This window comes from Agrobacterium larrymoorei (assembly GCF_005145045.1).
GTDB lineage: Bacteria > Pseudomonadota > Alphaproteobacteria > Rhizobiales > Rhizobiaceae > Agrobacterium > Agrobacterium larrymoorei.
Map to the genome: position 1 here is coordinate 947,501 of NZ_CP039692.1, position 21,774 is coordinate 969,274.

21 protein-coding genes (1 of these 21 running past the window's edge) are annotated in these 21,774 nt (G+C 56.9%); 9 read left to right on the forward strand and 12 right to left on the reverse strand.

The features are described from left to right. A protein-coding gene (locus CFBP5473_RS18690) for a M23 family metallopeptidase (RefSeq protein WP_027674806.1) crosses the window boundary here: on the forward strand, window positions 1–704 show its end. Its footprint begins 1,237 nt before the window's first position; only the last 704 of its 1,941 coding nucleotides appear in the window; the start codon falls outside the window, past its left edge; its stop codon occupies window positions 702–704. 25 nt (window positions 705–729) lie between these two features. Here CFBP5473_RS18690 and CFBP5473_RS18695 read toward each other — a convergent pair whose 3' ends face one another. The 5 genes from CFBP5473_RS18695 to CFBP5473_RS18715 all read right to left on the reverse strand — a co-directional run bounded on the left by CFBP5473_RS18695 (window position 730) and on the right by CFBP5473_RS18715 (window position 5,836). After that, window positions 730–1,755: a sulfate/molybdate ABC transporter ATP-binding protein gene (locus CFBP5473_RS18695; protein WP_027674805.1), complete on the reverse strand. Its 1,026-nt coding sequence runs from the start codon at window positions 1,753–1,755 to the stop codon at window positions 730–732. Beyond that, the gene (cysW, locus tag CFBP5473_RS18700) at window positions 1,752–2,645 is read right to left on the reverse strand and encodes a sulfate ABC transporter permease subunit CysW (protein WP_027674804.1); all 894 of its coding nucleotides are present in this window, start codon (window positions 2,643–2,645) and stop codon (window positions 1,752–1,754) included. Before cysW ends, CFBP5473_RS18695 begins: the two co-directional genes overlap by 4 nt. Before the next feature lie 3 nt (window positions 2,646–2,648). Next, window positions 2,649–3,527 carry a sulfate ABC transporter permease subunit CysT gene (gene cysT, locus CFBP5473_RS18705; protein WP_106389361.1) on the reverse strand — a complete coding sequence of 293 codons (879 nt, stop codon included), beginning with the start codon at window positions 3,525–3,527 and terminating at the stop codon, window positions 2,649–2,651. Between the two features lie 110 nt (window positions 3,528–3,637). After that, complete coding sequence (cysP, locus tag CFBP5473_RS18710; RefSeq protein WP_027674802.1) at window positions 3,638–4,624, reverse strand: thiosulfate ABC transporter substrate-binding protein CysP; 987 nt, start codon at window positions 4,622–4,624, stop codon at window positions 3,638–3,640. 144 nt (window positions 4,625–4,768) lie between these two features. Next, window positions 4,769–5,836 carry an enoyl-CoA hydratase/isomerase family protein gene (locus CFBP5473_RS18715; protein ID WP_027674801.1) on the reverse strand — a complete coding sequence of 356 codons (1,068 nt, stop codon included), beginning with the start codon at window positions 5,834–5,836 and terminating at the stop codon, window positions 4,769–4,771. 277 nt (window positions 5,837–6,113) lie between these two features. Between CFBP5473_RS18715 and CFBP5473_RS18720 the strand changes: the two genes are divergently transcribed. Further along, on the forward strand, window positions 6,114–6,356 hold the full coding sequence (locus tag CFBP5473_RS18720; protein WP_027674800.1) for a DUF2934 domain-containing protein: 243 nt from the start codon (window positions 6,114–6,116) through the stop codon (window positions 6,354–6,356). 73 nt (window positions 6,357–6,429) lie between these two features. On the opposite strand, the gene CFBP5473_RS18725 is transcribed toward CFBP5473_RS18720, so the two are convergent. Together CFBP5473_RS18725 and nspC are read right to left on the reverse strand one after the other, a co-directional pair. Next, complete coding sequence (locus CFBP5473_RS18725) at window positions 6,430–7,668, reverse strand: saccharopine dehydrogenase family protein (RefSeq protein ID WP_027674799.1); 1,239 nt, start codon at window positions 7,666–7,668, stop codon at window positions 6,430–6,432. A gap of 78 nt (window positions 7,669–7,746) precedes the next feature. Continuing rightward, window positions 7,747–8,844 (reverse strand): carboxynorspermidine decarboxylase, encoded by a 1,098-nt coding sequence (gene nspC, locus CFBP5473_RS18730; protein ID WP_027674798.1) that lies wholly within the window; start codon window positions 8,842–8,844, stop codon window positions 7,747–7,749. A gap of 201 nt (window positions 8,845–9,045) precedes the next feature. On the opposite strand from nspC, the gene CFBP5473_RS18735 reads away from it, so the two are divergent. From CFBP5473_RS18735 to galE, 3 genes are all read left to right on the forward strand, one after another. Then, the gene (locus CFBP5473_RS18735; protein WP_027674797.1) at window positions 9,046–9,387 is read left to right on the forward strand and encodes an ElaB/YgaM/YqjD family protein; all 342 of its coding nucleotides are present in this window, start codon (window positions 9,046–9,048) and stop codon (window positions 9,385–9,387) included. 9 nt (window positions 9,388–9,396) lie between these two features. Then, window positions 9,397–9,813, forward strand: coding sequence for a hypothetical protein (locus CFBP5473_RS18740; protein WP_027674796.1), 417 nt, complete (start codon window positions 9,397–9,399; stop codon window positions 9,811–9,813). A gap of 144 nt (window positions 9,814–9,957) precedes the next feature. After that, window positions 9,958–10,941, forward strand: a complete 984-nt coding sequence (gene galE, locus CFBP5473_RS18745) for a UDP-glucose 4-epimerase GalE (RefSeq protein ID WP_027674795.1) — start codon at window positions 9,958–9,960, stop codon at window positions 10,939–10,941. Between the two features lie 97 nt (window positions 10,942–11,038). Here galE and CFBP5473_RS18750 read toward each other — a convergent pair whose 3' ends face one another. Next, window positions 11,039–11,605 (reverse strand): PRC-barrel domain-containing protein, encoded by a 567-nt coding sequence (locus tag CFBP5473_RS18750; protein WP_027674794.1) that lies wholly within the window; start codon window positions 11,603–11,605, stop codon window positions 11,039–11,041. Between the two features lie 264 nt (window positions 11,606–11,869). Here CFBP5473_RS18750 and CFBP5473_RS18755 point away from each other — a divergent pair, with 264 nt between their 5' ends. Further along, the gene (locus tag CFBP5473_RS18755) at window positions 11,870–13,573 is read left to right on the forward strand and encodes a sensor histidine kinase (protein ID WP_027674793.1); all 1,704 of its coding nucleotides are present in this window, start codon (window positions 11,870–11,872) and stop codon (window positions 13,571–13,573) included. 212 nt (window positions 13,574–13,785) lie between these two features. Here CFBP5473_RS18755 and CFBP5473_RS18760 read toward each other — a convergent pair whose 3' ends face one another. Both CFBP5473_RS18760 and CFBP5473_RS18765 read right to left on the reverse strand, forming a co-directional pair. Then, window positions 13,786–14,778: a sensor histidine kinase gene (locus CFBP5473_RS18760; protein ID WP_027674792.1), complete on the reverse strand. Its 993-nt coding sequence runs from the start codon at window positions 14,776–14,778 to the stop codon at window positions 13,786–13,788. Between the two features lie 114 nt (window positions 14,779–14,892). Then, a complete protein-coding gene (locus tag CFBP5473_RS18765) occupies window positions 14,893–15,687 on the reverse strand; it encodes a response regulator (RefSeq protein ID WP_027674791.1) in 795 nt (264 codons plus the stop codon). Window positions 15,688–15,824: 137 nt separating this feature from the next. On the opposite strand from CFBP5473_RS18765, the gene CFBP5473_RS18770 reads away from it, so the two are divergent. Both CFBP5473_RS18770 and CFBP5473_RS18775 read left to right on the forward strand, forming a co-directional pair. Continuing rightward, window positions 15,825–16,025: a NepR family anti-sigma factor gene (locus CFBP5473_RS18770; RefSeq protein WP_027674790.1), complete on the forward strand. Its 201-nt coding sequence runs from the start codon at window positions 15,825–15,827 to the stop codon at window positions 16,023–16,025. After that, window positions 16,025–16,591 (forward strand): RNA polymerase sigma factor, encoded by a 567-nt coding sequence (locus tag CFBP5473_RS18775; protein ID WP_027674789.1) that lies wholly within the window; start codon window positions 16,025–16,027, stop codon window positions 16,589–16,591. The genes CFBP5473_RS18770 and CFBP5473_RS18775 overlap by 1 nt, the downstream gene beginning before the upstream one ends. A 54-nt stretch (window positions 16,592–16,645) precedes the next feature. Here the strand turns inward: CFBP5473_RS18775 and CFBP5473_RS18780 are convergent, their stop codons facing one another. Continuing rightward, window positions 16,646–17,116, reverse strand: coding sequence for an Lrp/AsnC family transcriptional regulator (locus CFBP5473_RS18780; protein WP_027674788.1), 471 nt, complete (start codon window positions 17,114–17,116; stop codon window positions 16,646–16,648). A gap of 160 nt (window positions 17,117–17,276) precedes the next feature. Here CFBP5473_RS18780 and putA point away from each other — a divergent pair, with 160 nt between their 5' ends. Beyond that, complete coding sequence (gene putA / locus CFBP5473_RS18785; RefSeq protein ID WP_037170852.1) at window positions 17,277–20,960, forward strand: trifunctional transcriptional regulator/proline dehydrogenase/L-glutamate gamma-semialdehyde dehydrogenase; 3,684 nt, start codon at window positions 17,277–17,279, stop codon at window positions 20,958–20,960. 27 nt (window positions 20,961–20,987) lie between these two features. Here putA and CFBP5473_RS18790 read toward each other — a convergent pair whose 3' ends face one another. Beyond that, complete coding sequence (locus CFBP5473_RS18790; protein ID WP_027674786.1) at window positions 20,988–21,770, reverse strand: carbon-nitrogen hydrolase family protein; 783 nt, start codon at window positions 21,768–21,770, stop codon at window positions 20,988–20,990. Window positions 21,771–21,774: the final 4 nt, after the last annotated feature.

Consider the following 21,774-nt stretch of genomic DNA (forward strand, 5'->3'; position numbering starts at 1 on the left):
TTCAGGCGCAGCTAAAGCCAACGGATTCTCTTGAAGCCTTCTTCTCCGTGGAGGGGCCGGATGGAAAAGCAACGGAGAAATCCGAGCTGCTTTATGTGAATGCGAAATTTGGCGATAGCGAAACGCGCTTTTATCGCTTCCAGAATTCCGAAGACGGCAGTGTCGATTACTTCGATGGCCAAGGTAAGAGCATTCGTCAGTTCCTGCTGCGCAATCCGGTTCCAAACGGACGCATGACGTCCGGCTTTGGCATGCGACGTCACCCCGTTCTGCGGTTCAGCCGCATGCATACCGGCACGGACTGGGCAGCACCCCGCGGAACGCCGATTATCGCGACAGGTAATGGCGTTGTTGAGAAGGCCGGATGGGCCTCCGGATATGGCAATCAGACGCTTATTCGCCATGCCAACGGCTATGTCTCTTCTTACAACCACCAGAACGCCATTGCGAAAGGCGTGACGGAAGGCGCGCGTGTGACGCAGGGCCAAGTGATCGGCTATGTCGGGTCTACCGGTCTTTCGACGGGCGCGCATCTCCATTACGAATTGATCGTGAATGGTACGAAGGTTGACGCAATGAAGGTGCGTCTGCCGGGCGGAAAGTCTCTGTCCGGCGAAGCGCTGGCGCGGTTCTCGGATGAGAAGCGCCGGATCGATACTCTCTTGAACATCGACGCCAAGGGCGAACAGGTCGCGAGCCGCTAAGCGTTTCGCGTATCTGTCATCTCCTTTAAGAAGCCGGGAAAATCTTTGCGCGGCGTATAACGATGTGACCGTGATCGCCTGCCTCTACGGATGACTCCGGTGGCACATCGAATTCAAGCAGATCGCCCTCTTTCGTCGTGGCGATGACCCTTCGCTCTCCTGCCCGATCAAGAACGCGCGTGACCTCTGCGGGAATACCATCATGCAGATCCTCCCATTCCAGATCGGATGGGCGGGTATAAATCTCGACAGATCCGTCAGCCTGCCCATAGGCAAACGGTACCTCGGCATTTCCGACATAGACCTTGCCGTTTCTCGCCACGCCGGAAACCTTGTTTGCATCACCGAGGAACTTCATGACGAACGCGCTATTGGGTTGACGGCAGACCTCCTTTGGAGTGCCCTGCTGCACGACCTCGCCCTGGTTTAAAATAACGACACGATCTGCAAGATCGAGAGCTTCTTCCTGATCGTGAGTAACGAAGATAGTGGTGATGCCCAACTCATCATGGATTTCGCGCAGCCAGCGGCGCAGATCACGCCGAACATTTGCGTCGAGCGCTCCGAAGGGTTCGTCCAGCAACAGCACTTTGGGATCGACAGAGAGGGCGCGAGCCAGCGCCACGCGCTGTCTCTGGCCACCTGAAATTTGCGCCGGAAATCGCTCGCCCAATCCTTCTAGCTTCACTAGCCGCAGCAGATCAGCGACACGCGTCTCTATTTCAGTCCTGCCCCGCTTCACCTTGGAAACCTTCATTCCGAAGGCGATGTTTTCCTTGAGCGTCATATGGGGAAAAAGCGCATAGTGCTGGAAGACGAAGCCGACCCCGCGATCGCGCACGGGAATATTGGTGGCGTCTTCATCGCCAAAATAAATATTGCCGCCGTCGGTATATTCAAGCCCCGCGACCATGCGCAGGATGGTTGTTTTTCCAGAGCCTGACGGTCCCAGAAGGGCGAGAAGTTCACCGCTTTCAATGTCCAGCGAAAGATCGCGCACCGCGCGGAAGCTATCGAAGGTTTTCACCACGTTTTCGAGGCGGATTTTCATGGACTTGTCTCCGTGGTGAGAACGGTATCGGCACTGGTCTTCCTGCGACCGCGCCCGGCGCCGCGACGCTCCAGCGCAACTTTGGCAATGATGGTGATGACGGCGAGCGCCGCGAGGATCGAGGCGGAAGCGAACGCCCCGGCGGCTTGATAATCGTGATACAGAAGCTCGACATGCAAAGGCAACGTGTTCGTCTGGCCGCGAATATTGCCGGAAACGATGGACACCGCGCCGAATTCACCCATGACACGGGCATTGCAGAGCACCACGCCGTAAAGCAATGCCCATTTGATGTTGGGCAAGGTGACGGAAAAGAATGTGCGCCAACCGGAAGCGCCGAGCGATGTGGCGGCTTCTTCGAGATCGCGCCCCTGTGCCTGCATAAGGGGGATCAACTCGCGAGCGACGAAAGGCGCCGTGACGAACATGGACGCAATGACGATTCCCGGCAGAGCAAAAAGTATTTTTATCTCGTAGGCATCCAGCAGAGGACCGAAGAGACCCTGCAGGCCATAGACGAAAAGATAGGCGACACCCGCAACGATTGGGGAGATGGAAAAGGGTATCTCGACAATGACCAGAAGGAAGCGTTTGCCCCAGAAGTCGAACTTCGTGATCGACCACGCCGCAGCAATGCCGAAAAGCGTATTGATCGGCACTGCGATCAGCGCCGTGATCACTGTCAGCATGATGGCGTGGCGCGTATCGGGATGGTTGATCGTTGCTGCGTAAGTCTTCCAGCCCTGCGAGAAGGCTTCGACCGCAATGATCAAAAGGGGTGCGACGACCAGAAACGCCCCGATGACGAGAACGAAGGCGATCAGGCTGCGACGAACCCACGGCGTATCACCCACGCGCGGCGGTTTGCGATGTGCTGAAACTGCGCTCATTCGTCAGCTCCTTACCGTATAACGCAAGGCACGAGCCTGAAGATAATTGGTGACCGCAAGCATGACGAAGGCGGTGATCAGCAGCACGGAGGCGATGGCGGCTGCGGCCTGATAATCATATTCCTCCAGACGGATGAAGATCAGCAGCGCGGTAATCTCAGTTGAAAAGGGCTGGTTTCCGGCGATGAAAATGATCGCGCCGAATTCTCCCAGACTACGGGCGAAGGAGAGCGACAGGCCCGCAAGAAGTGCAGGCGTCAGGAGTGGGAGAATAACCTTGCGGAAGATTTCCAGATCGGACCCGCCCAGAGATTGCGCCGCCTCTTCCAAAGCGGGATCGAGATCCTCGAGCACAGGCTGGACCGTGCGAACGATGAAAGGCAGGCTGGTAAAGGCCATCGCGACCATAATGCCCAGCGGCGTATAAGCGACCTTGATGCCGAACTGCGCCAGCACCGATCCGAACCAGCCATTTCCAGCAAAGAGAGCCGTCAGCGCGATACCGGCAACGGCAGTGGGCAGCGCAAACGGCAGGTCAACGATTGCATCGACGACGCGCCAGCCAGGAAACCGGTAGCGCGTCAAAACCCAGGCAAGTGCCAGACCGAAAACGACATTGAAAACCGTCGCGGCTAAAGCGCAGAGAACGGTTACGCGGTAGCTGGCAACGGCGCGCGGAGAGGAAATGATCGACCAGTATTCCGCAGGGCCGAGGCTTGCCGCTTTGAAGACCAGTGCTGCAAGCGGCAGAACGACGATGATGCCGACGTAAAGCAGGGTGACACCAAGCGAAAGCCTGAGCCCAGGCAAGACATTTCGTTTCAAACCCGCCCCCTTGAAGCATTGCGCGCATGCCGCGTCGCTGACTTGCGACCTCGGCATGCGCCAGAAAAAATGGAAGCACCGCTACCAATTTGGTCGCGCGCTCAAGACCGAAAATCGACCCGGCGGAAACCCTCCGGGTCGATGAAATGGCTCTTCAGATGAAGCGATTAGCGGTTGCCGTAAAGCGTATCAAGCTTGCCGCCGGATGCGAAATGCTCTTTTTGAATCTTGTCCCAGCCGCCGAAAACATCATTGACGTTGACGAGGCGAATTTCCGGGAATTGACCCTTGAACTCAGCGGCAATTTTCTGATCGTGAACGCGGTGGCCGAATTCCGCAGCGATTCGCTGACCTTCTTCCGTGTAAAGGAAGCCGAGATATGATTTTGCCAGTTCACGCGAACCGCGCTTGTCCACAACCTTGTCGACAATGGCGACCGGGAATTCGGACAAAAGGCTGACGGAAGGGACCACGCCCTCGAACTTGTCCGTACCATATTGCTTGGCGATGCCGCGCGTTTCTGCTTCGAACGTGATCAGCACATCGCCGATTTCACGCTCAACGAATGTCGTGGTCGCAGCGCGGCCTCCGGTATCGAAAACAGGAACGTTTGCGAAGATTTTCTTGATGAACTCATCCACCTTTGCCTCATCACCGTTGAACTTCTCCTTGGCGAAAGCGGCTGCCGCGAGATAGGTGTAGCGGGCATTGCCGGAGGTTTTCGGGTTCGGGAACACGATCTTCACATCGTCACGAACGAGATCGTCCCAATCCTTGATGTTCTTGGGGTTGCCCTTGCGAACGAGGAAAGACGGGAAGGAGTAGAAGGGCGAAGCGTCGTTGGGGAAATCCTTCTGCCAATCGGCGGAAACGAAGCCCTGCTTCACGAGGAAATCGATGTCCGTGACCTGATTGAACGTCACCACGTCGGCAGCCAGACCTTCAACGATGGCTCGCGCCTGCTTGGATGTGCCCGCATGCGACTGATCGATGGTGACGCCGGGATGAGCCTTGATGAAGGCTTCGTTTTCCGCTGCGAAGATTTCGCGTGCGACATCATAGGATGCGTTGAGAAGCGTCTTTGGCTCCTCTGCATGGCTGGCTGTTGAAATCAGTGCCGCGATTGCAGCGCCGATAAGTGCGATCCGTTTCATATTGCCCCCTGCAACTCCAATTGAGAGGGAAGATAGACAAGGAAGGATATGCGCGCGAGAAACCCTGCTCCTCACGCAAGCCGGTTCGGGGAAAGTTAAACTCCCAAATGCCCGCTTCTCGCAGTTATTTTCTGCGTGCCAGAATCAAAGCCGATGATCCGGAAAAAGGGGCGCAGCGCTTGGCTTAAGGTAAGACGCAATATCGCTCTCAGTCACATCGGCCAGCGAAGACGGCTTCCACTGAGGATTGCGGTCCTTGTCCACAAGCGCCGCCCTTACTCCCTCGTAAAAATCGTGGCGCCGCAATATCTCGCATCCCGCCGCAAACTCACGCTCCAGACACTCCACCAGGCCGGAGCTATCGCGCCCCTTGCGCAACAGAAGAAGCGTCAGCTTCAGGCTGGTGGGGGATCGCATGTTCAGAAGGGCGAGGCTTTCGCGGGCGAAATCGTCATCGCGTTTTTCCAGTTCGGCGATGATGTCTTCCACTTGATCGAAGCGGAAAGCCTCATTGATGAGCGCTTGATTGCGCTGCAGCACACTCTCGTCCGGCGCGGTCGCGAAATGCCTGATCACCTGATCGACATTATCTTCATTTGAAACCTCTGAGAGGCCATCGATCAGTTTCGAAAGTTCTTGTGATGGGACGTGGTAATCTGCAAGCCCCGCATAGAGGGCATCGGCTGCACCGATTTCCTTTCCGGTCAAACCCAACCACGTTCCGGCCTCTCCGGGGGCCTTGGGCAAAAGCCAGGTCGCGCCGACATCGGGAAAATACCCGATGGCGGTTTCGGGCATGGCGAGCCGCGTCCGCTCCGTGACGATGCGATGGCTTCCATGGGCGGAGATGCCGACGCCGCCACCCATGACGATACCGTCCATCAGCGCGACGAACGGCTTGGAATAGTGCGAGATCAGGTAATTGAGCGGAAATTCATCGCGCCAGAACCGGGTGCGCTCCTCCTCCGATGCAGCGCGGGCGCTATAAATCTGGCGTACATCGCCCCCGGCGCAGAGACCGCGTTCGCCTTCCCCCAGAAGTATCACGCATTTTACGGCTGAATCCCGTTCGAAACGCTCCAGCGCCGCTCTCATCTCGTGCACCATGGCAAGCGTCAGGCTGTTGATGGCTTTCGGTCTGTTGAGCCTGATGATGCCTGCCGCGCCGCGCCTCTCGGTGACGACATCCGTATCGGCAAAATTATTTTGCATGAGGCTCCTCCCAAATCGTGTCTGCGCAGTTTGGAGATCGCGGCGGCATCACGCAACGTTTATCGAAAGGAATTGACGCAGATCATGACCCGCCTCGTTGAATAAGGTAAACAAACAACAACCATAGCGTTATTGCAATGCAGCAAATTCACTTGACCGTCCCTCGAATCGTGGCATCTAATACAAGAAAAAAGACCGCCGCTCATTCCTGTCCAGCGCTGCCGCCGGACCACGCAGAACGCCCTGACGGGCATCGACGTCACTACAGGAGATAGACATGCAGGTTTCAGAATACGAGTGGATCAGTAAGCGGGCTTATACACTTTGGGAAAGCGAAGGGCATCCGCACGGGCGCGACGCCGAACACTGGGAACAGGCGAAAAAAGAATTCGCGTTGATGGAAAATACCAAGGCTACCAAACCCGCACACCGCAAAAAGGGCGAAGTCAAAGTGGCCACCCTTGGAGAAGAAGCGGCAAAGCCGAAGACGCGGGCACGCAAGGTCGCAGGGGCCAAGTAACCGGATAAAGCATCGAACGACACAAACAAAAAAGCCCCGGCATGCGGGGCTTCAATGTGTCTCGAATGGCTGATCAGAAGGTCAGCGCACGGTCGCCATTCTCATCCTTGATGCGGCTTGGAAGGCCGATTCTGTTCAGGATGTTGAGGAATGGCTGCGGCGGAAGCTCTTCCACATTCGCCATCTGCTTCACGTCCCACTCACCGGTGGCAATGAGCATGGCGGCGGCGACGGGCGGAACACCGGCAGTGTAGGAAATGCCCTGAGAGCCGACTTCTTCATAGGCTTCCTTGTGGTCAGCCACGTTGTAGATGAAGACTTCCTTTTCCTTGCCGTCCTTCGTGCCCTTGACGATATCGCCAATGCAGGTCTTGCCGACATAATCGGGCGCCAGCGAAGACGGATCGGGCAGCACGGCCTTGACCACCTTCAGCGGAACGACTTCCAGACCTTCTGCCGTCGTGACAGGCTTTTCGGAGAGCAGACCAAGATTGTTCAGCACGGTGAAAACATTGATGTAGTGATCACCGAAGCCCATCCAGAAACGCACATCCGCACCGTCCATGTTCTTCGACAGCGAGTGCACTTCGTCGTGGCCGGTCATATAGGCCTTCTGCTTGCCGACGACCGGCAGATCGAATTCCTGACCGACTTCGAACATCTGGTTCGTCTGCCACTGGCCTTTCTGCCAGGAATAGACGACGCCGGTAAATTCGCGGAAGTTGATTTCCGGGTCGAAGTTGGTGGAGAACCAGCGGCCATGGCTACCGGCATTGATATCGACGATATCGACCGAGCTGACCTTGTCGAAATACTCATCCTTGGCAAGACGTGCATAGGCGTTTACCACGCCTGGGTCGAAGCCGACTCCGAGAATGGCGGTGACGCCCTTTTCCTTGCATTCCGCGGCGCGCTTCCACTCGTAGTTTCCGTACCAAGGCGGCGTTTCGCAGATTTTCGTGGGATCCTCGTGGATCGCCGTATCCATATAGGCAACACCCGTGTCCATGCAGGCCTGAAGAACGGACATATTGACGAAGGCAGAACCGACGTTGATGACGATCTGGACGCCGGTCTTTTCAATCAAGGCTTTCGTCGCCTCGATATCCATCGCGTCCAGCGCATGGGCTTCAAGTTTCACCTCGGTCTTGAGGCTCTTCTTTTCACGTACGGATTCGACAATCGTGCGGCACTTTTCAACGGTGCGTGACGCAATATGAATGTCTCCCAATACATCGCTATTCTGGGCGCACTTATGGGCTACGACCTGTGCTACGCCACCGGCGCCGATGATGAGAACGTTCTTCTTCATTTCAGGTGATGCCTCCTTTTCCCCGCAGGGATGGCTTGTTGAATGAGGGTTTTACAAGCGTTCCTTTGGAACGCGCTGTTACGACAGACTTTGCTGGTAGTCAGTAAAGTCGAACTCGCGAACGGTGCGAATGCTCCCGTCCAATTCCTTGATGGCGATGGCCGGCATCTTGACGCCGTTGAACCAGTTTTTCTTGACCATCGTATAACCGGCTGCATCCTGGAAGGAGATGCGGTCGCCGATCTTCAGCTCGTCGCCGAATTTGAACTCGCCGAAAACATCGCCCGCGAGACAGGACTTGCCGCAGACCATGTACGGATGCTCACCTTCATTGGGAGCAACCTTGGCGCTTTCGCGGTAGATCAACAGATCCAGCATATGGGCTTCGATGGAGCTATCGACAATGGCGAGGTTCTTGCCGTTGAACAGCGTGTCGAGAACCGTCACTTCCAGTGTCGTGCTCTTGGTGATCGAAGCTTCGCCCGGCTCCAGATAGACCTGTACGCTGTATTTGTCCGAAAACGCCCTGAGCCGATCGCAGAACTGGTCCAGCGGATAGTTTTCGCCGGTGAAGTGGATGCCGCCGCCGAGGCTCACCCATTCTGCGCGTGACAGAAGCGAACCGAACTTCTCTTCGATCTGCGTCAGCATGCGGTCGAACAGGCCGAAATCGCTGTTTTCGCAATTGTTGTGGATCATGAAGCCGGAGATAAGGTCCATGACCTTTTCCACCTTGGCGACATCCCATTCGCCGAGACGGCTGAATGGACGCGCCGGGTCGGCCAGATCGAATGTGGAGGAACTGACCTGCGGGTTCAGGCGAAGGCCGCGCACGATGCCGGAAGCCTTGTCGCCAAAGCGCTCCAGCTGGCTGATCGAGTTGAAGATGATCTTGTCCGCATGGGAGACGACTTCATCGATCTCGTAATCGGCATAGGCAACGGAATAGGCATGTGTTTCGCCGCCGAACTTCTCATGGCCGAGCCGCACTTCATAGAGAGAAGAAGAGGTGGTGCCATCCATGTACTGCGCCATGAAATCGAACACCGACCATGTGGCGAAACACTTCAGCGCCAGAAGGGCCTTGGCGCCGGATTTTTCGCGCACATAGGCAATCTTCTCCATGTTGCGGAGTAGCTTCGTTTTGTCGATCAAATAGTAAGGTGTCTGCAGCATCGGCCAATTACGTCGTTCGATTGATGGAGATCATGGGGATCATTTTCCCGGCCTTATATGATGCTTGTGACAGGAAAACAAACCCGCAGCATGCAATTGCAAAGATTCTGGCCTTTCTTCGTTAATCGGCCGGGAACCAATCGAGTTGGGCAGCGTTTGTTGGTCAGGCGCAATCTCGCATCAGCAAAAAAAGGATCCGACATGGCAAGCGTTCGTAACGTGGAAGACAAGGTACGTGAATCTCTCCAGAGCGGCGATGCTGCCGATGTTGCAGCCCAGCTTTCGCAGCTGCGCGAAGACCTCGCAAATCTGGCGCATAGCGTAAAGGCACTTGGCGTCGGTGTTTCTTCCGAGGTAAAGGCACAGGCCGCTCGCGTGGCTGACGATGCGCTCAGCGCGTCCGAACAGACGGTTCAGAACGTCCGTGACGAAATCCAGACCATCAACGACAACCTCGTTTATCAGGTCCAGAAAAACCCGCTTCAGTCCCTCGGTGTTGCAGTTGCAGCAGGTTTCCTCATCGCTCTCGTCACCCGTCGTTAAGGCATAAACATGCTCCAGGCATTTCTGCTTTATCTGGGCGATACGCAGCGCGAAGGTACTTTCGTAACGCGTCGCATCAAGTCCGCGATCATTCTCAGAGTGCTGGCGGGCTTGTTCTTTTTGATAGCGGTCATTGCGGCTGGTATTGGTGGGTCTATCTACCTTGCCAAGGAACTGGGTGCCGGGCCTGCGGCTCTGGTGATTGCAGGTGTTGCATTCCTGCTGGGCGTGATCATGCTGATCATTCTGGCACTGGTTCGCAGGCCACGGGTCTATCGCGCTCCGGCTGTTTCGCCTCTTGCAGCAGCACCGCTTGCTGTTGAGGCAATGGCTGCCGGTGCGTTGGCCAAACGCCCTTTCGTGACACTTCTCGTTGCGGCTGCGCTCGGCTTCATCACCACCCGGACGACCATCAGAAAGAAATAACAAAACGTCCCGCGCACTTCCGGCACCGCTGGGAGTGCGCGTTTTTATTGAAAAGAATTAACCCCTCCACAAATTCCCACTGCCCTTCTGCGGACAAAATGTTACGCAGTCTTCCGACCCGTCTGTTTCATGAGAGGATGTTGGATGCGGAAGAAAGTTCTTGTCGTTGGTGGTGCCGGATATATCGGTTCTCACACATGCCTGTTGCTCGCCGAACGGGGATATGAACCTGTCGTTTTCGACAATCTGACCAATGGTCACGAGGAATTCGTTCGCTGGGGGCCATTCGAGCAGGGCGATATTCGCGACCGCGCACGTCTGGATGAGGTCTTTGCAAAGCACAAGCCAGAAGCAGTCCTGCATTTTGCAGCGCTGATCGAGGTCGGGGAATCGGTCAAGAACCCGGTTGCTTTTTACGATAATAACGTCACGGGCGCGCTCACCCTGCTGTCGGCAACGATGGATGCGGGTGTGAAGGCCTTCGTCTTCTCCTCCACCTGTGCAACCTATGGCCTCCCAGAGCGCGTGCCGCTGGACGAGACCCATCCACAGGCGCCGATCAACCCCTATGGCCGCACGAAATGGATTGTCGAACAGGCGTTGAAGGATTTCAGCACCTATAAGGATTTGAAGGCCGTTATGCTGCGCTATTTCAACGCAGCCGGAGCGGATTTCGAAGGCCGCATCGGCGAGTGGCACAAGCCGGAAACGCATGCCATTCCGCTTGCAATCGAAGCAGCGCTCGGGCGACGCCAGGGCTTCAAGGTTTTCGGCACCGATTACGACACGCGCGACGGTACTTGCGTGCGCGACTACATCCACATCCTCGATCTCGCGGATGCGCATGTCCGCGCCGTCGATTACCTGCTGGATGGCGGCGAAACGGTCGAACTCAACCTCGGCACCGGCACGGGCACGACCGTCAAGGAACTTCTAAACACCATTTCCGATGTATCGGGTCGCCCCTTCCCCGTTGAATATGCGGAGCGTCGCGAAGGCGATTCCACGACACTGGTTGCGAATAATGACAAGGCCCGCGAAGTTCTGGGCTGGGAACCGAAATACACGCTGGAAGACATTATCCGTTCTGCGTGGCGCTGGCATTCTTCGCTCAACGCAGAAATCTAAACTGACGAAGATATAAAAAAACACCGGTCCGAAAGGACCGGTGTTTCTGAGAAACTGGCATCATGCCAGCCTCTCGGGCTCCTCTCCCGTAACAGGATCAGGGCTTGGTGGCAGAAGTCGTCGTGCCATCCGTTGCTGTCGGGGCAGGGTTGGCCGCCGTCTTTTCCTTCATGGTCACGAACTCGGGCGCTGCCTTGAGCGAATCGGCGGTCTCCGTCGTCGTCAGGCGAATCGAGCCATCGTCCGTGCTGCGGGTCATCGTGATCTTGTCCATTGGGACAGCCACGTCCTTGGCACCCATGCCGAGGAAGCCGCCGACTCCGACAACAGCAGCGACGATGCCGCCATTTTCTTCAAGGATTAGGTTGGTCACGTTACCAATGCTTTCATTCGCAGATGTGTAAACTGCACTACCAATGTAGTCGTTTGCGCTGATCTGGTTTGCAGCCTGTTCCGTCAGGTAGGAACCGGAAGCAGCACCTGCGTCAGCAGATGTGTTTGGCGCAGCGGGGGTCATTGGTTCGGCATTCGGCGTTGCTGGTGCCGTCTGACCCGGAGCCGCCGGAGCGGGCTGCGTTGTGGTGTCCTGGGCGATGGCTAGCGGTGCGAACGCTGTTGAACCCATGAGGGCGGCCGTCGCGATAAGGGTCAATGTCTTTTTCATGTCGTACCTTCCTTTCATCGTCATTATTAAACTGGCTGGAGACCGTTCATCGGTTCCTCCCTTCAGCCTGTTCGATGGGCAAACGGCACGAGCTGGAAATTAGTTCCGACATTTTTGTCGCATTTCAACAAGTGGTGAAATACGAAAAAATTCCGATAGATCTCTCGCATATTGCTAAAAGATGAGCGCAAACGGCATTGTGCGCGGGCAAGAGACGCGTATTATCATACCTGAATTTCAGCCCATGCTGACACTGGCAGATCTATGCGGGACGCGACGATTTCCAAGTTTCGAAAATCTCTGGCCAACTTTTTTCCTACCGCCTCCCTGGGCGCATATCTCGTCATCATGACAACGGTCGTCACGCTGCCGCTAATTATATTCGCAGGCTATCTGATGCTTCGGCTGGAGGCGGATGAGCGGGAGGACCTGAAGCGTGAAGCCGTTGAAGACGCACGCGCAATTAGCCTCAATATAGAACGCCGCCTTCAGGAAATGTCCACGACGCTCAACCTTCTGTCGCAGTTCCCGGAGTTGGAAAATGGCGATCTGGAAGTGTTTCACAAGCGCGTCAGCGAGAGCCTTCAGAAACGCGGTCTATACGTCATCGTCGCGACGAAAGACGGAAGACAGAGGCTGAACAGCCGCGTTCCTTATGGCCAGCCACTGGCATCCGTTCCAGCGCAGGCTGACATAGGCGCAGCGACCGAGGCGAACCGCATTGCGGTTTCGAATATCTTCTTCGGCGTCACCAGCAAGGAGTGGGTGTTCAACGTCACACTTCCGTTACCGCGCCAGCTTTCTGCTGCGGGGGACGCGTTGATCGTCACTCAGGGCGCAAAGGAACTCTCGCGCCTGATATCGACTGACGCCATTCCCAATGGATGGTCGGCGGCGGTTCTGGACAACAGCGGTCACGTCGTCGTTTCCAGCGATCTGGAGCGCACAAAACCGGGCGATATCTATGAGTCGCCTGAGACAACCGCCCGCATGTCGTCCTTTAGCGGAAGCTTCATCGATGAACATAATGAAATCCATGCCTATGCCCAGCTTCCGGGCTGGTCATGGAAGGCAGTGGTTTGGGGGCCCGTAGACCGAAGTGAATCCGCCCTCACCAGCACATGGCGGCACATGATCATCGGCAGCTTCATCCTCGTGCTTGTCGCGGTGCTGGGTGCCTATGTCGTCGGGCGCCAGCTGCGCCGTTCCGTCCATGAACTGGCGGGTGTGGCGGAACGCATCGGCGAAGGCGAAATCGTTTCACCGATCCAGACCAACGTCACCGAGCTCAATCAGGTGGCCATAGCCCTCTCCAATGCGTCCTTCGATCGGAGCCAGGCGGAAGATCGCAACCAACTCATCCTGCATGAACTGGTGCATCGCTCCAAGAATATGCTGACCCTCGTGCAGGCAATGATGCGCCAGCTTGCGAGGGAGAACACGACCGTCGCCGATTTCCAGAAGGAAGTGGACCACAGGCTGCGCGGCCTTGCCATGTCCATCTCCGCCCTTTCGGACGTTCAGTGGGAAGGCCTGCCGATCCACAGGCTGATCAGAACGCATATGGACGTTTTCGGTCGGACGGCCGAGCAAGTGGATATAGAGGGCGAAGATTTCATACTCTCACCGGATGCGGCACAGAATTTCGGACTGATCCTGCACGAACTCAGCACGAACTCCATAAAATATGGAGCATTGTCGGATCCGGCAGGCCGTGTCCATATTCGCTGGAGCAGTAAAAAATCCGGCGATCACGAGTTGTTGAATATGGAATGGGTGGAAAGCGGCGGTCCGGTAACGACTGCGCCCACGCGTCGCGGGTTCGGATCGACCATCATAAAACGCCACGCCGAAAGCGCCTTTTCTGCAAATATTTCAATCGATTATGCGCAGACAGGCTTTATGTGGAGCATGTCTGCGCCGCTGCGGCATTTCCTCAAGAGACACGCTGTCAATCCCACGCAATAAAAAACTGCAACGAAGTGTGGAACCGAGTGTCAGGACGTGCGTTCTTCCACCATGCCAAGCCATTCCCCCGTCCCCGCCTGCGGCTTGGCGATGCAGGTTTTGCCCCTGAAAACCTGCCATGAATAGCACGGCTCTGCCCAGAGCCGTGCTTTTTCTATTTCTGGCAAGTGTTTAGGACGAATTCAGAGCGTTCCCTGTTAAATGGAAGCTCTCTAAGCAGCCACCGGCGCGGGGAAACGCAGGAAGTAACTCACCTCATCGCCTGAAACCTTGTAGTTTGCTTCGCCGCCAAGGGCCGCGGGCACGACCTTTTCCAGAACAACGCTGCCGAAATTTCCACGGCGGTCATCGTCCGAGGAAGACGACGCGACGTCACGCCCCAGAGGCTCACTCCAGCGCACTTCATAAAAGTCGCTGTCTTTCTGACATTCGAGCGTGATTGGCAGATGGTTGCCGAGATTGGCGCTATGGCTGACCGTGTTGACCACAAGCTCATGAAACGCCAGACCGACATAAAGTGCGCCGTTTGGATTGAGCAGAAGGTTTTCGCCCTTCATCTGAATGAGATGAGGGTATTCCGGCAAATAAAGATCGGCCTGCTGCTTGAGCAGATCGAAGATTTCCGCCCCGCGCCAGTCTGAATCGGTGATGAGATCCTGAGATTGCGCAAGCGCGTGCAGCCTGCCGCGAAACTTCCGCAGGAAATCCTCTTTGGTGAAGCTGAAGCGAGCGGTCTGGGCAGAAAGACTCTGAATGATGGCCAGCAGGTTCTTGGAGCGGTGGCTCACTTCGCGCAGGAGCGAGCGAAGCAACTGCTCGCGCCGCCGCTCGACCGTTACCTCGCGGATCGTGGTTTTCAGCACCCGTTGGCCAGACATGTTGACGGTGGAATAGACGTGGAACTGGAAGACCCGGTCCTTGCCCGCCGTTACCTCCAGCATGCCACGGCTGCCCGCCGCCGTCAGGTCCTTCTTCAGTTCAGAAAGCCTGAGCGCCAGATCCTTGCCGAAAATATTCTGATCGTTCGGATCCTCTTCCGAGTGCTGCGGCAGAGCCCAGACATCCGGCAGATTGGCGATGAAGATATATTCCCGGTCGCGATCCTGCAGCATGACAGTCTCGCCGGAATCAAGCAGGGCCAGCACGAGCGAGTCGTGCAGTTCACCCTCATTTCGATCCGTATTATGCCACGCGAGCCGATGCAATATAGTCTCCTAGCGGGAAACGGCGAGATGCACAGGGATGCTCACACCGAACAATCCCCTGCCGAACGCCCGGCGAGAACCCGAGTTGCTGGACATTTCAACATTCAGCATGTGTTACGCGGCAACACGTGAACTTTCATTGAAGAAAAGAGCCTGACTGATGAGGGCCTTCACCATATCCGGGTTGAAGGGCTTGGTTACAAGGAAGGTCGGCTCCGGGCGTTCGCCCGTCAGAAGTCTTTCCGGGAACGCAGTGATGAAGATGACAGGCAGTGACGTCATCTGAAGGATATCCTTCATGGCGTCGAGACCGGAGCTTCCGTCTGCAAGCTGAATATCCGCAAGAATCATCTTTGGCTGCGTGCGGTGGAACAGCTCGAGCGCTTCCTTGTGCGTGCGGGCGATACCGGTCACGTTGTGACCGAGGTCGGTAACCATCTGCTCGATATCCATCGCGATCAGAGGTTCGTCCTCGATGATCATGATATCGGTTGCCACCTGGCGCGCAATCTCAGATGCTGCTTCGTCGATGAGCTTGCCGATTTCGCTTTCCGGCACGCGCAGAATTTCAGCCGCTTCGGAAGGAGAAAATTCCTCGACCGTGGTCAGAAGGAAGGCCTGTCTCGGCACCGCAGGAACGGCGGAAAGGTTTGCGGACGCGCGCTTTTCCCAGCCGGAAAGGTTCTCGTCGCTCTTAATATTGATGGTGACGGAACTAAAGATGGAGACAAACAATTGGTAAAGCGAGACGCGATCGCTGCTTGTCTGCGGGAAAATGCTGACATCTGCGATCAAGGCTTCCAGGCTGGCAGCCACATAAGCGTCACCGGTGGATTGAGAGCCGCAAACAGCACGCGCGAACCTGCGAAGATATGGCAGGTGCGGTGCAATGCGAGTGGAAACGGACATGGAATTCTCCCCTGTTCATGCGGTTTGCAGCGCAAACCTGCGGGATTAACGTACACTCGGAAAAAAAGTTCCGCGCGGGCGGAACGTTTTTTTTGATTGCGCATTATTGATAGGTCACAAAAGGAATACCCGAACTCATGAGCATGTTTCAATCGGATCAGGATCCATCTGATAACGGGGCGGGGCCGACTGTCCCTGATTCCGGTCGGGCAGTTATTACCCGCAAACTTAGAGAACTTTACGACGCCGTTCAGGATGAAGGTATCCCGGACAAGTTTCTCGACCTACTCGAAAAGCTTGACGAGGCTGAAAGCAAATCGAAAGCTTCGGGTGGATAATGACAAAAGACGTGGAAACAAACGGCCACAATTTCAAACGTGAAATGTTGGCGGCGCTGCCAAACCTGCGCGCATTCGCCATTTCTCTCATCCGCTCGCGCGACCGCGCAGACGATCTCGTCCAAGACACGATCATGAAGGCATGGGCAAAGCAGGAAAGCTACCAGCCTGGCACCAACATGCGCGCATGGCTGGTAACGATCCTTCGCAACGAGTTCTACAGCCAGATCCGTAAATCGGGCCGCGAAGTTCAGGATACGGACGGCGCTTACACCTCGAGACTATCGGTGCCGCCGGAGCAGCACGGTTCTGTCGATCTTCAGGACTTCCGTCAGGCTCTCGACAAGCTGCCGGACGACCAGCGTGAAGCGATCCTTCTCATCGGCGCCTCCGGCTTTGCCTATGAGGAAGCCGCCGAGATTTGCGGATGCCCTGTCGGAACGATCAAGAGCCGCGTCAGCCGCGCTCGACTTCGCCTTCAGGAACTGCTTGGTATCGAAGACGAGAACGAATTCGGACCGGATGCACAGACAACCGCCGTGACTGCCGCAGCCTCGCTGCGCTAAGCACGCACTAAATATGTAATGAAGGCGGCGCTCATGCTCATGACGCCGCCTTTTTCATATGCCGGTATCCTTAACCGACTCCATCACGACAAAGGTGGATGTGTTCGATACGGACGGCAGGCTCGATATCTTCTCGCCCAAGACACGCCGGTATTTCCTGATGTCGGTGGTGCGCACTTTCAGAAGATAATCGAAAGCACCCGCTATCATATGGCACTCCTCCACCTCCTTGATCTTGCGAACCGCCGCATTGAACTCGTCCAAGGCCTTCTCACGCGTGTCCGAAAGTTTCACCTCCGTAAAAGCGATGTGCTCGAGCCCGAGCTTGGCTGGATTAAGTGTCGCGCGAAACCCGAGAATATAGCCCTCATCGACCAGACGCTTGAGCCGCGTCTGGCACGGCGTCTTGGAAAGACCGACCTGCTTCGACAATTGCAGCACGGACATTCTGCCATCCTCGCTGAGAGCCTCCATTATTCGCATATCGAAGTGATCCAGTTCGCCTGCGTCCTGGGCTTTTGCCATATGGATTGATCCAATCTCGCATTAATTAAAGTTCGTATGGCCTGTTTTATTGCTAAAATAAGACCATATCAATTTCAAATGCGATGATATTCTACAGGCAGATGTGGAGGAGGCGAATGGCCTTCCCGCAGACCCATTCACTTCAATCGAGGACCGACCGATGGCGGACAATGCTTCCACCGTTGCACTGAAGCAGGCAGCTCAGCCGAGCGAGATTTTCGACCTATTTGCGCCACCGGTCCGCACGCAAAGCCCATTGCGACAGGCAATCACTGCTGCATATCGCCGGTCTGAGCCCGAATGCCTTGCGCCGCTTCTGGAAGCAGCGAGTGTTTCCGAACAGGAAGCAGACACCATTCGGGCAACTGCGCGCAAGCTGATAGAGGCGCTTCGCGCCAAGGCAAAGGGAACCGGCGTCGAGGGGCTTGTGCAGGAATATTCGCTTTCCAGCCAGGAAGGCGTGGCGCTGATGTGTCTGGCCGAAGCGCTGCTGCGCATTCCCGATACCGCAACGCGTGACGCGCTGATCCGAGACAAGATTGCGACCGGCGACTGGAAATCGCATCTCGGCGGTGGCCGCTCGCTCTTCGTCAATGCCGCCACATGGGGTCTCGTCATCACCGGAAAGCTGACATCGACGGTCAACGACCGGGGTTTATCAGCCGCCCTCACCAAGCTCATTTCCCGCGCGGGCGAACCGGTCATCCGCCGTGGCGTCGATATGGCGATGCGCATGATGGGCGAGCAATTCGTCACTGGCCAGACCATTCAGGAAGCCATCAACCGCTCTAAGCCCTTCGAAGCGAAGGGCTTTCAATATTCCTACGATATGCTGGGCGAAGCAGCCACGACTGCGAAGGATGCCGAGCGCTATTACCGCGACTACGAGCAGGCTATCCACGCCATCGGCAAGGCTTCCGCGGGACGCGGTGTCTATGGCGGCCCCGGCATCTCCATCAAGCTTTCGGCGCTACATCCGCGTTACTCCCGCTCGCAGGCGCAGCGTGTCATGGCTGAGCTTCTGCCGCGCGTGAAGTCCCTGATGCTGCGGGCCAAAAGCTACGACATCGGCCTCAACATCGACGCGGAAGAGGCAGATCGTCTGGAACTCTCGCTCGATCTGCTGGAATCCCTTGCGCTGGATTCCGAACTAGGCAACTGGGAAGGCCTCGGCTTCGTCGTTCAGGCCTATGGCCGCCGCTGCCCGTTCGTTCTGGATTACATCATCGATCTCGCCCGCCGCGCCAACCGTCGCATCATGGTGCGTCTGGTAAAAGGCGCTTATTGGGATGCCGAGATCAAGCGTGCGCAGCTGGATGGGCTGGAGGACTTTCCGGTCTTCACCCGCAAGGTCCATACCGACGTGTCCTACATTGCCTGCGCCCGCAAGCTGCTTGACGCCCGCGACGTGATCTTCCCGCAATTTGCCACACATAACGCCCAGTCGCTGGCAACGATCTACCATATGGCGGGACCGGAATTCAAAATCGGGGACTATGAGTTCCAGTGCCTGCACGGCATGGGAGAACCGCTCTATAGCGAAGTCGTGGGCAGGCAGAATCTTGACCGCCCCTGCCGCTTCTATGCACCGGTGGGCACACACGAAACGCTGCTCGCCTATCTCGTCCGCCGCCTGCTGGAAAACGGCGCGAACTCCTCTTTCGTCAACCGTATTGCCGATCCAAACGTGCCGGTGGATTCGCTGCTGGAAGACCCGGTTGCCGTCGTAAAGGCGATGCCCGTACCGGGCGCGCAGCATGACAAGATTGCCAAGCCCGAAGCGCTTTATGGCGCAAGGCCAAATTCCGCGGGGTTGGATCTCGCCAACGAGACAACACTTTCGGAATTGAGCGACGCGCTTTTAAACAGCGTCGGGACGGAATGGACTGCCACAGCACCGAGTGCATCAGGCGAGACACGTCCAGTCACCAACCCCGGCGATCGCCACGACATCGTAGGTTATGTAACAGAGCCGACCGAGGGTGACGTTCAAAGAGCGGTCGAGACCGCGACGGCATCGGCATGGCCGCAGACCAGCGTCGAAACGCGCGCCTATTGTCTGGAAAAAGCTGCCGATCTGATGCAGGCAAGATTGCCGACATTGCTCGGCCTGATCATGCGCGAGGCGGGCAAGTCTGCTCCCAATGCCATCGCGGAGGTTCGCGAAGCCATCGATTTCCTTCGTTACTACGCGGCGGAAGCTCGCAGCACATTTGGCCTGCTGCAACAGCCGCTTGGCCCCGTCGTCTGCATCAGCCCGTGGAATTTTCCGCTTGCTATCTTCATCGGTCAGGTGGCCGCGGCACTGGTTGCGGGCAACCCCGTGCTGGCAAAGCCTGCGGAAGAAACGCCGCTCATTGCGGCAGAAGGCATACGGATTCTGCACGAGGCAGGTGTGCCAGCCGATGCCGTGCAGCTTTTGCCGGGTGCCGGACAGACGGGCGCACAACTTGTGTCTGCACCACAGACGGCAGCCGTCATGTTTACCGGCTCTACCGAAGTCGCGCGCCTGATCCAGAAGCAACTGTCCGAACGCCTCACCAGCGATGGCCGAACGATCCCCCTCATTGCAGAAACCGGCGGCCAGAATGCGATGATCGTCGATTCCTCCGCACTTGCCGAACAGGTGGTGGCGGATGTCATTGCATCCGCTTTCGATAGTGCGGGCCAGCGCTGCTCTGCACTGCGTGTCCTTTGCCTTCAGGATGATGTGGCTGATAGAACGCTGACGATGCTGAAGGGCGCGCTGCACGAGTTGCGCATCGGCAGAACCGATAGGCTTTCGGTGGATGTCGGTCCGGTCATCACCGCAGAGGCGAAGGAAAACATCGAAAAGCACATCGAAGCGATGCGCGGCCTTGGCAACAGGATCGAGCAGATTTCTCTTACCGGTGAAACCGACGAGGGCACATTCGTACCGCCAACCATCATCGAGCTGAGATCGCTTGCCGATCTCGAACGCGAAGTTTTCGGCCCCGTGCTGCATGTCATCCGCTTCAAGCGCGAGAAGCTGGACCAGTTGATAGATGATATCAACGCCACGGGTTACGGCCTGACATTCGGCCTGCACACCCGTCTGGATGCTACGATTGCGCATGTGCTTTCGCGTGTGAAGGCGGGCAATCTCTACGTCAACCGCAACATCATCGGCGCGGTTGTTGGCGTTCAGCCCTTTGGCGGACGCGGCCTTTCCGGCACCGGCCCGAAGGCAGGTGGTCCTCTCTATCTTGGCCGCCTCACCCGCATAGCCCCGGCTGTGGAGCGCAGCGGGCAGGAGAAGGATCAGGCAACTGCCGAGCTTGCCGGGTGGCTGGATGGTAAGGACGAAACGCAGGCCGCAGAAGTGGCCCGGACTTCCGCCCAACTCTCCGGCCTTGGTTTCGAAGCCGAGCTTGCCGGTCCGGTTGGGGAGCGTAACGTCTATGCCCTCCACCCGCGCGGCACGGTTCTGCTGGTTCCCACCTCCGTTCAGGGTCTCTACCGCCAGCTCGCGGCAGCCCTTGCGACCGGCAACAGCGTCGTTATCGACCAGCAAAGCGAGCTTGAGGCCGCGTTGGCTGGCATCCCGACATCCGTTGCAAACCGCGTGACATGGTCCAGCGACTGGAATGCTTCCGGCCCCTTTGCGGGCGCGCTGGTGGAAGGAGACGCGGAGAGAATTCGCACCGTCAACCGCCGTATCGCGGAGTTGCAGGGACCGCTTGTTCTCGTTCAGGCCGCAACACCGGAAGAGCTTCAGGGCGTTGCACAACCCTACAATCTGAACTGGCTGCTTGAAGAAGTATCCGTCAGCGTCAACACCACGGCGGCAGGCGGCAATGCCAGCCTGATGTCCATCGGGTAAAACAAAAACGCCGGTGAGGCTGACGCCTCAACGGCTTGAACCGAGATCCCGCAGATAGCTATTGTCAGCCCGCGAGGGGGCGTAGGCTGCGGGATCGATTTCCGCAAAAAGCAGCGCTTCGCCATCGGCAGGCGCTTTTGCCAGGAAAGAACCATCAGGCGCGACGATGGCCGATTGACCGGCATAGTCGAAAGCGCCGTCGCTGCCGTTATGGTTGACGTAAGCGACGAAAACCTGATTTTCGAAGGCGCGGGAACGGATCATTACGTTGGCGATGAATTCTCCAGACGCGCCTTTGGGTAAAGCTGTCGGAACGACAACCAGGTCCGCGCCTCCCAGCGCCAGACGGCGCACATTTTCCGGGAACTCCACATCGTAGCAGATGAGCAGCCCGAAACGCAGGCCCATAAACTCGATCATGACGCTTCTAGGCCTTTCTGGCTGGAAATGCTTCTTCTCATAATCCCCGTAGAGATGGGACTTACGATAGACAGCGCTACGCCCTTCCGCATCCACGAAAATCGCGCTGTTGAAGACCTGCTCGCCATCCCGCTCCGCAAAGCCAGCGACAATCGCTATCTCATGCTCTTTCGCAACGGCCTTCAATTGCGCCTCGACATTCCCATTCGCAGGGCAGGCAAGATGAGCGAAATCGTCTCCCGCACCATATCCGGTAACCGCCAGTTCCGGGGCAATGAGCAATTTCGCGCCTTGACGCGATGCTTCCGCCGCAGCCTTTTCGATCCGGCTCAGATTGGCATCGCAATCTGCCACCCTGCAACTCATCTGAAGCGCCGCAATCTTCATGATGTCA

Excerpts from the sequence above, each read along its gene's own strand:
- CFBP5473_RS18695 (WP_027674805.1), bottom strand. The coding sequence starts at position 1,755 with ATGAAAATCCGCCTCGAAAACGTGGTGAAAACCTTCGATAGCTTCCGC.
- cysW (WP_027674804.1), bottom strand. The coding sequence starts at position 2,645 with ATGAGCGCAGTTTCAGCACATCGCAAACCGCCGCGCGTGGGTGATACG.
- cysT (WP_106389361.1), bottom strand. The coding sequence starts at position 3,527 with ATGCCGAGGTCGCAAGTCAGCGACGCGGCATGCGCGCAATGCTTCAAG.
- cysP (WP_027674802.1), bottom strand. The coding sequence starts at position 4,624 with ATGAAACGGATCGCACTTATCGGCGCTGCAATCGCGGCACTGATTTCA.
- CFBP5473_RS18715 (WP_027674801.1), bottom strand. The coding sequence starts at position 5,836 with ATGCAAAATAATTTTGCCGATACGGATGTCGTCACCGAGAGGCGCGGC.
- CFBP5473_RS18720 (WP_027674800.1), top strand. The coding sequence starts at position 6,114 with ATGCAGGTTTCAGAATACGAGTGGATCAGTAAGCGGGCTTATACACTT.
- CFBP5473_RS18725 (WP_027674799.1), bottom strand. The coding sequence starts at position 7,668 with ATGAAGAAGAACGTTCTCATCATCGGCGCCGGTGGCGTAGCACAGGTC.
- nspC (WP_027674798.1), bottom strand. The coding sequence starts at position 8,844 with ATGCTGCAGACACCTTACTATTTGATCGACAAAACGAAGCTACTCCGC.
- CFBP5473_RS18735 (WP_027674797.1), top strand. The coding sequence starts at position 9,046 with ATGGCAAGCGTTCGTAACGTGGAAGACAAGGTACGTGAATCTCTCCAG.
- CFBP5473_RS18740 (WP_027674796.1), top strand. The coding sequence starts at position 9,397 with ATGCTCCAGGCATTTCTGCTTTATCTGGGCGATACGCAGCGCGAAGGT.
- galE (WP_027674795.1), top strand. The coding sequence starts at position 9,958 with ATGCGGAAGAAAGTTCTTGTCGTTGGTGGTGCCGGATATATCGGTTCT.
- CFBP5473_RS18750 (WP_027674794.1), bottom strand. The coding sequence starts at position 11,605 with ATGAAAAAGACATTGACCCTTATCGCGACGGCCGCCCTCATGGGTTCA.
- CFBP5473_RS18755 (WP_027674793.1), top strand. The coding sequence starts at position 11,870 with ATGCGGGACGCGACGATTTCCAAGTTTCGAAAATCTCTGGCCAACTTT.
- CFBP5473_RS18765 (WP_027674791.1), bottom strand. The coding sequence starts at position 15,687 with ATGTCCGTTTCCACTCGCATTGCACCGCACCTGCCATATCTTCGCAGG.
- CFBP5473_RS18770 (WP_027674790.1), top strand. The coding sequence starts at position 15,825 with ATGAGCATGTTTCAATCGGATCAGGATCCATCTGATAACGGGGCGGGG.
- CFBP5473_RS18775 (WP_027674789.1), top strand. The coding sequence starts at position 16,025 with ATGACAAAAGACGTGGAAACAAACGGCCACAATTTCAAACGTGAAATG.
- CFBP5473_RS18780 (WP_027674788.1), bottom strand. The coding sequence starts at position 17,116 with ATGGCAAAAGCCCAGGACGCAGGCGAACTGGATCACTTCGATATGCGA.
- putA (WP_037170852.1), top strand. The coding sequence starts at position 17,277 with ATGGCGGACAATGCTTCCACCGTTGCACTGAAGCAGGCAGCTCAGCCG.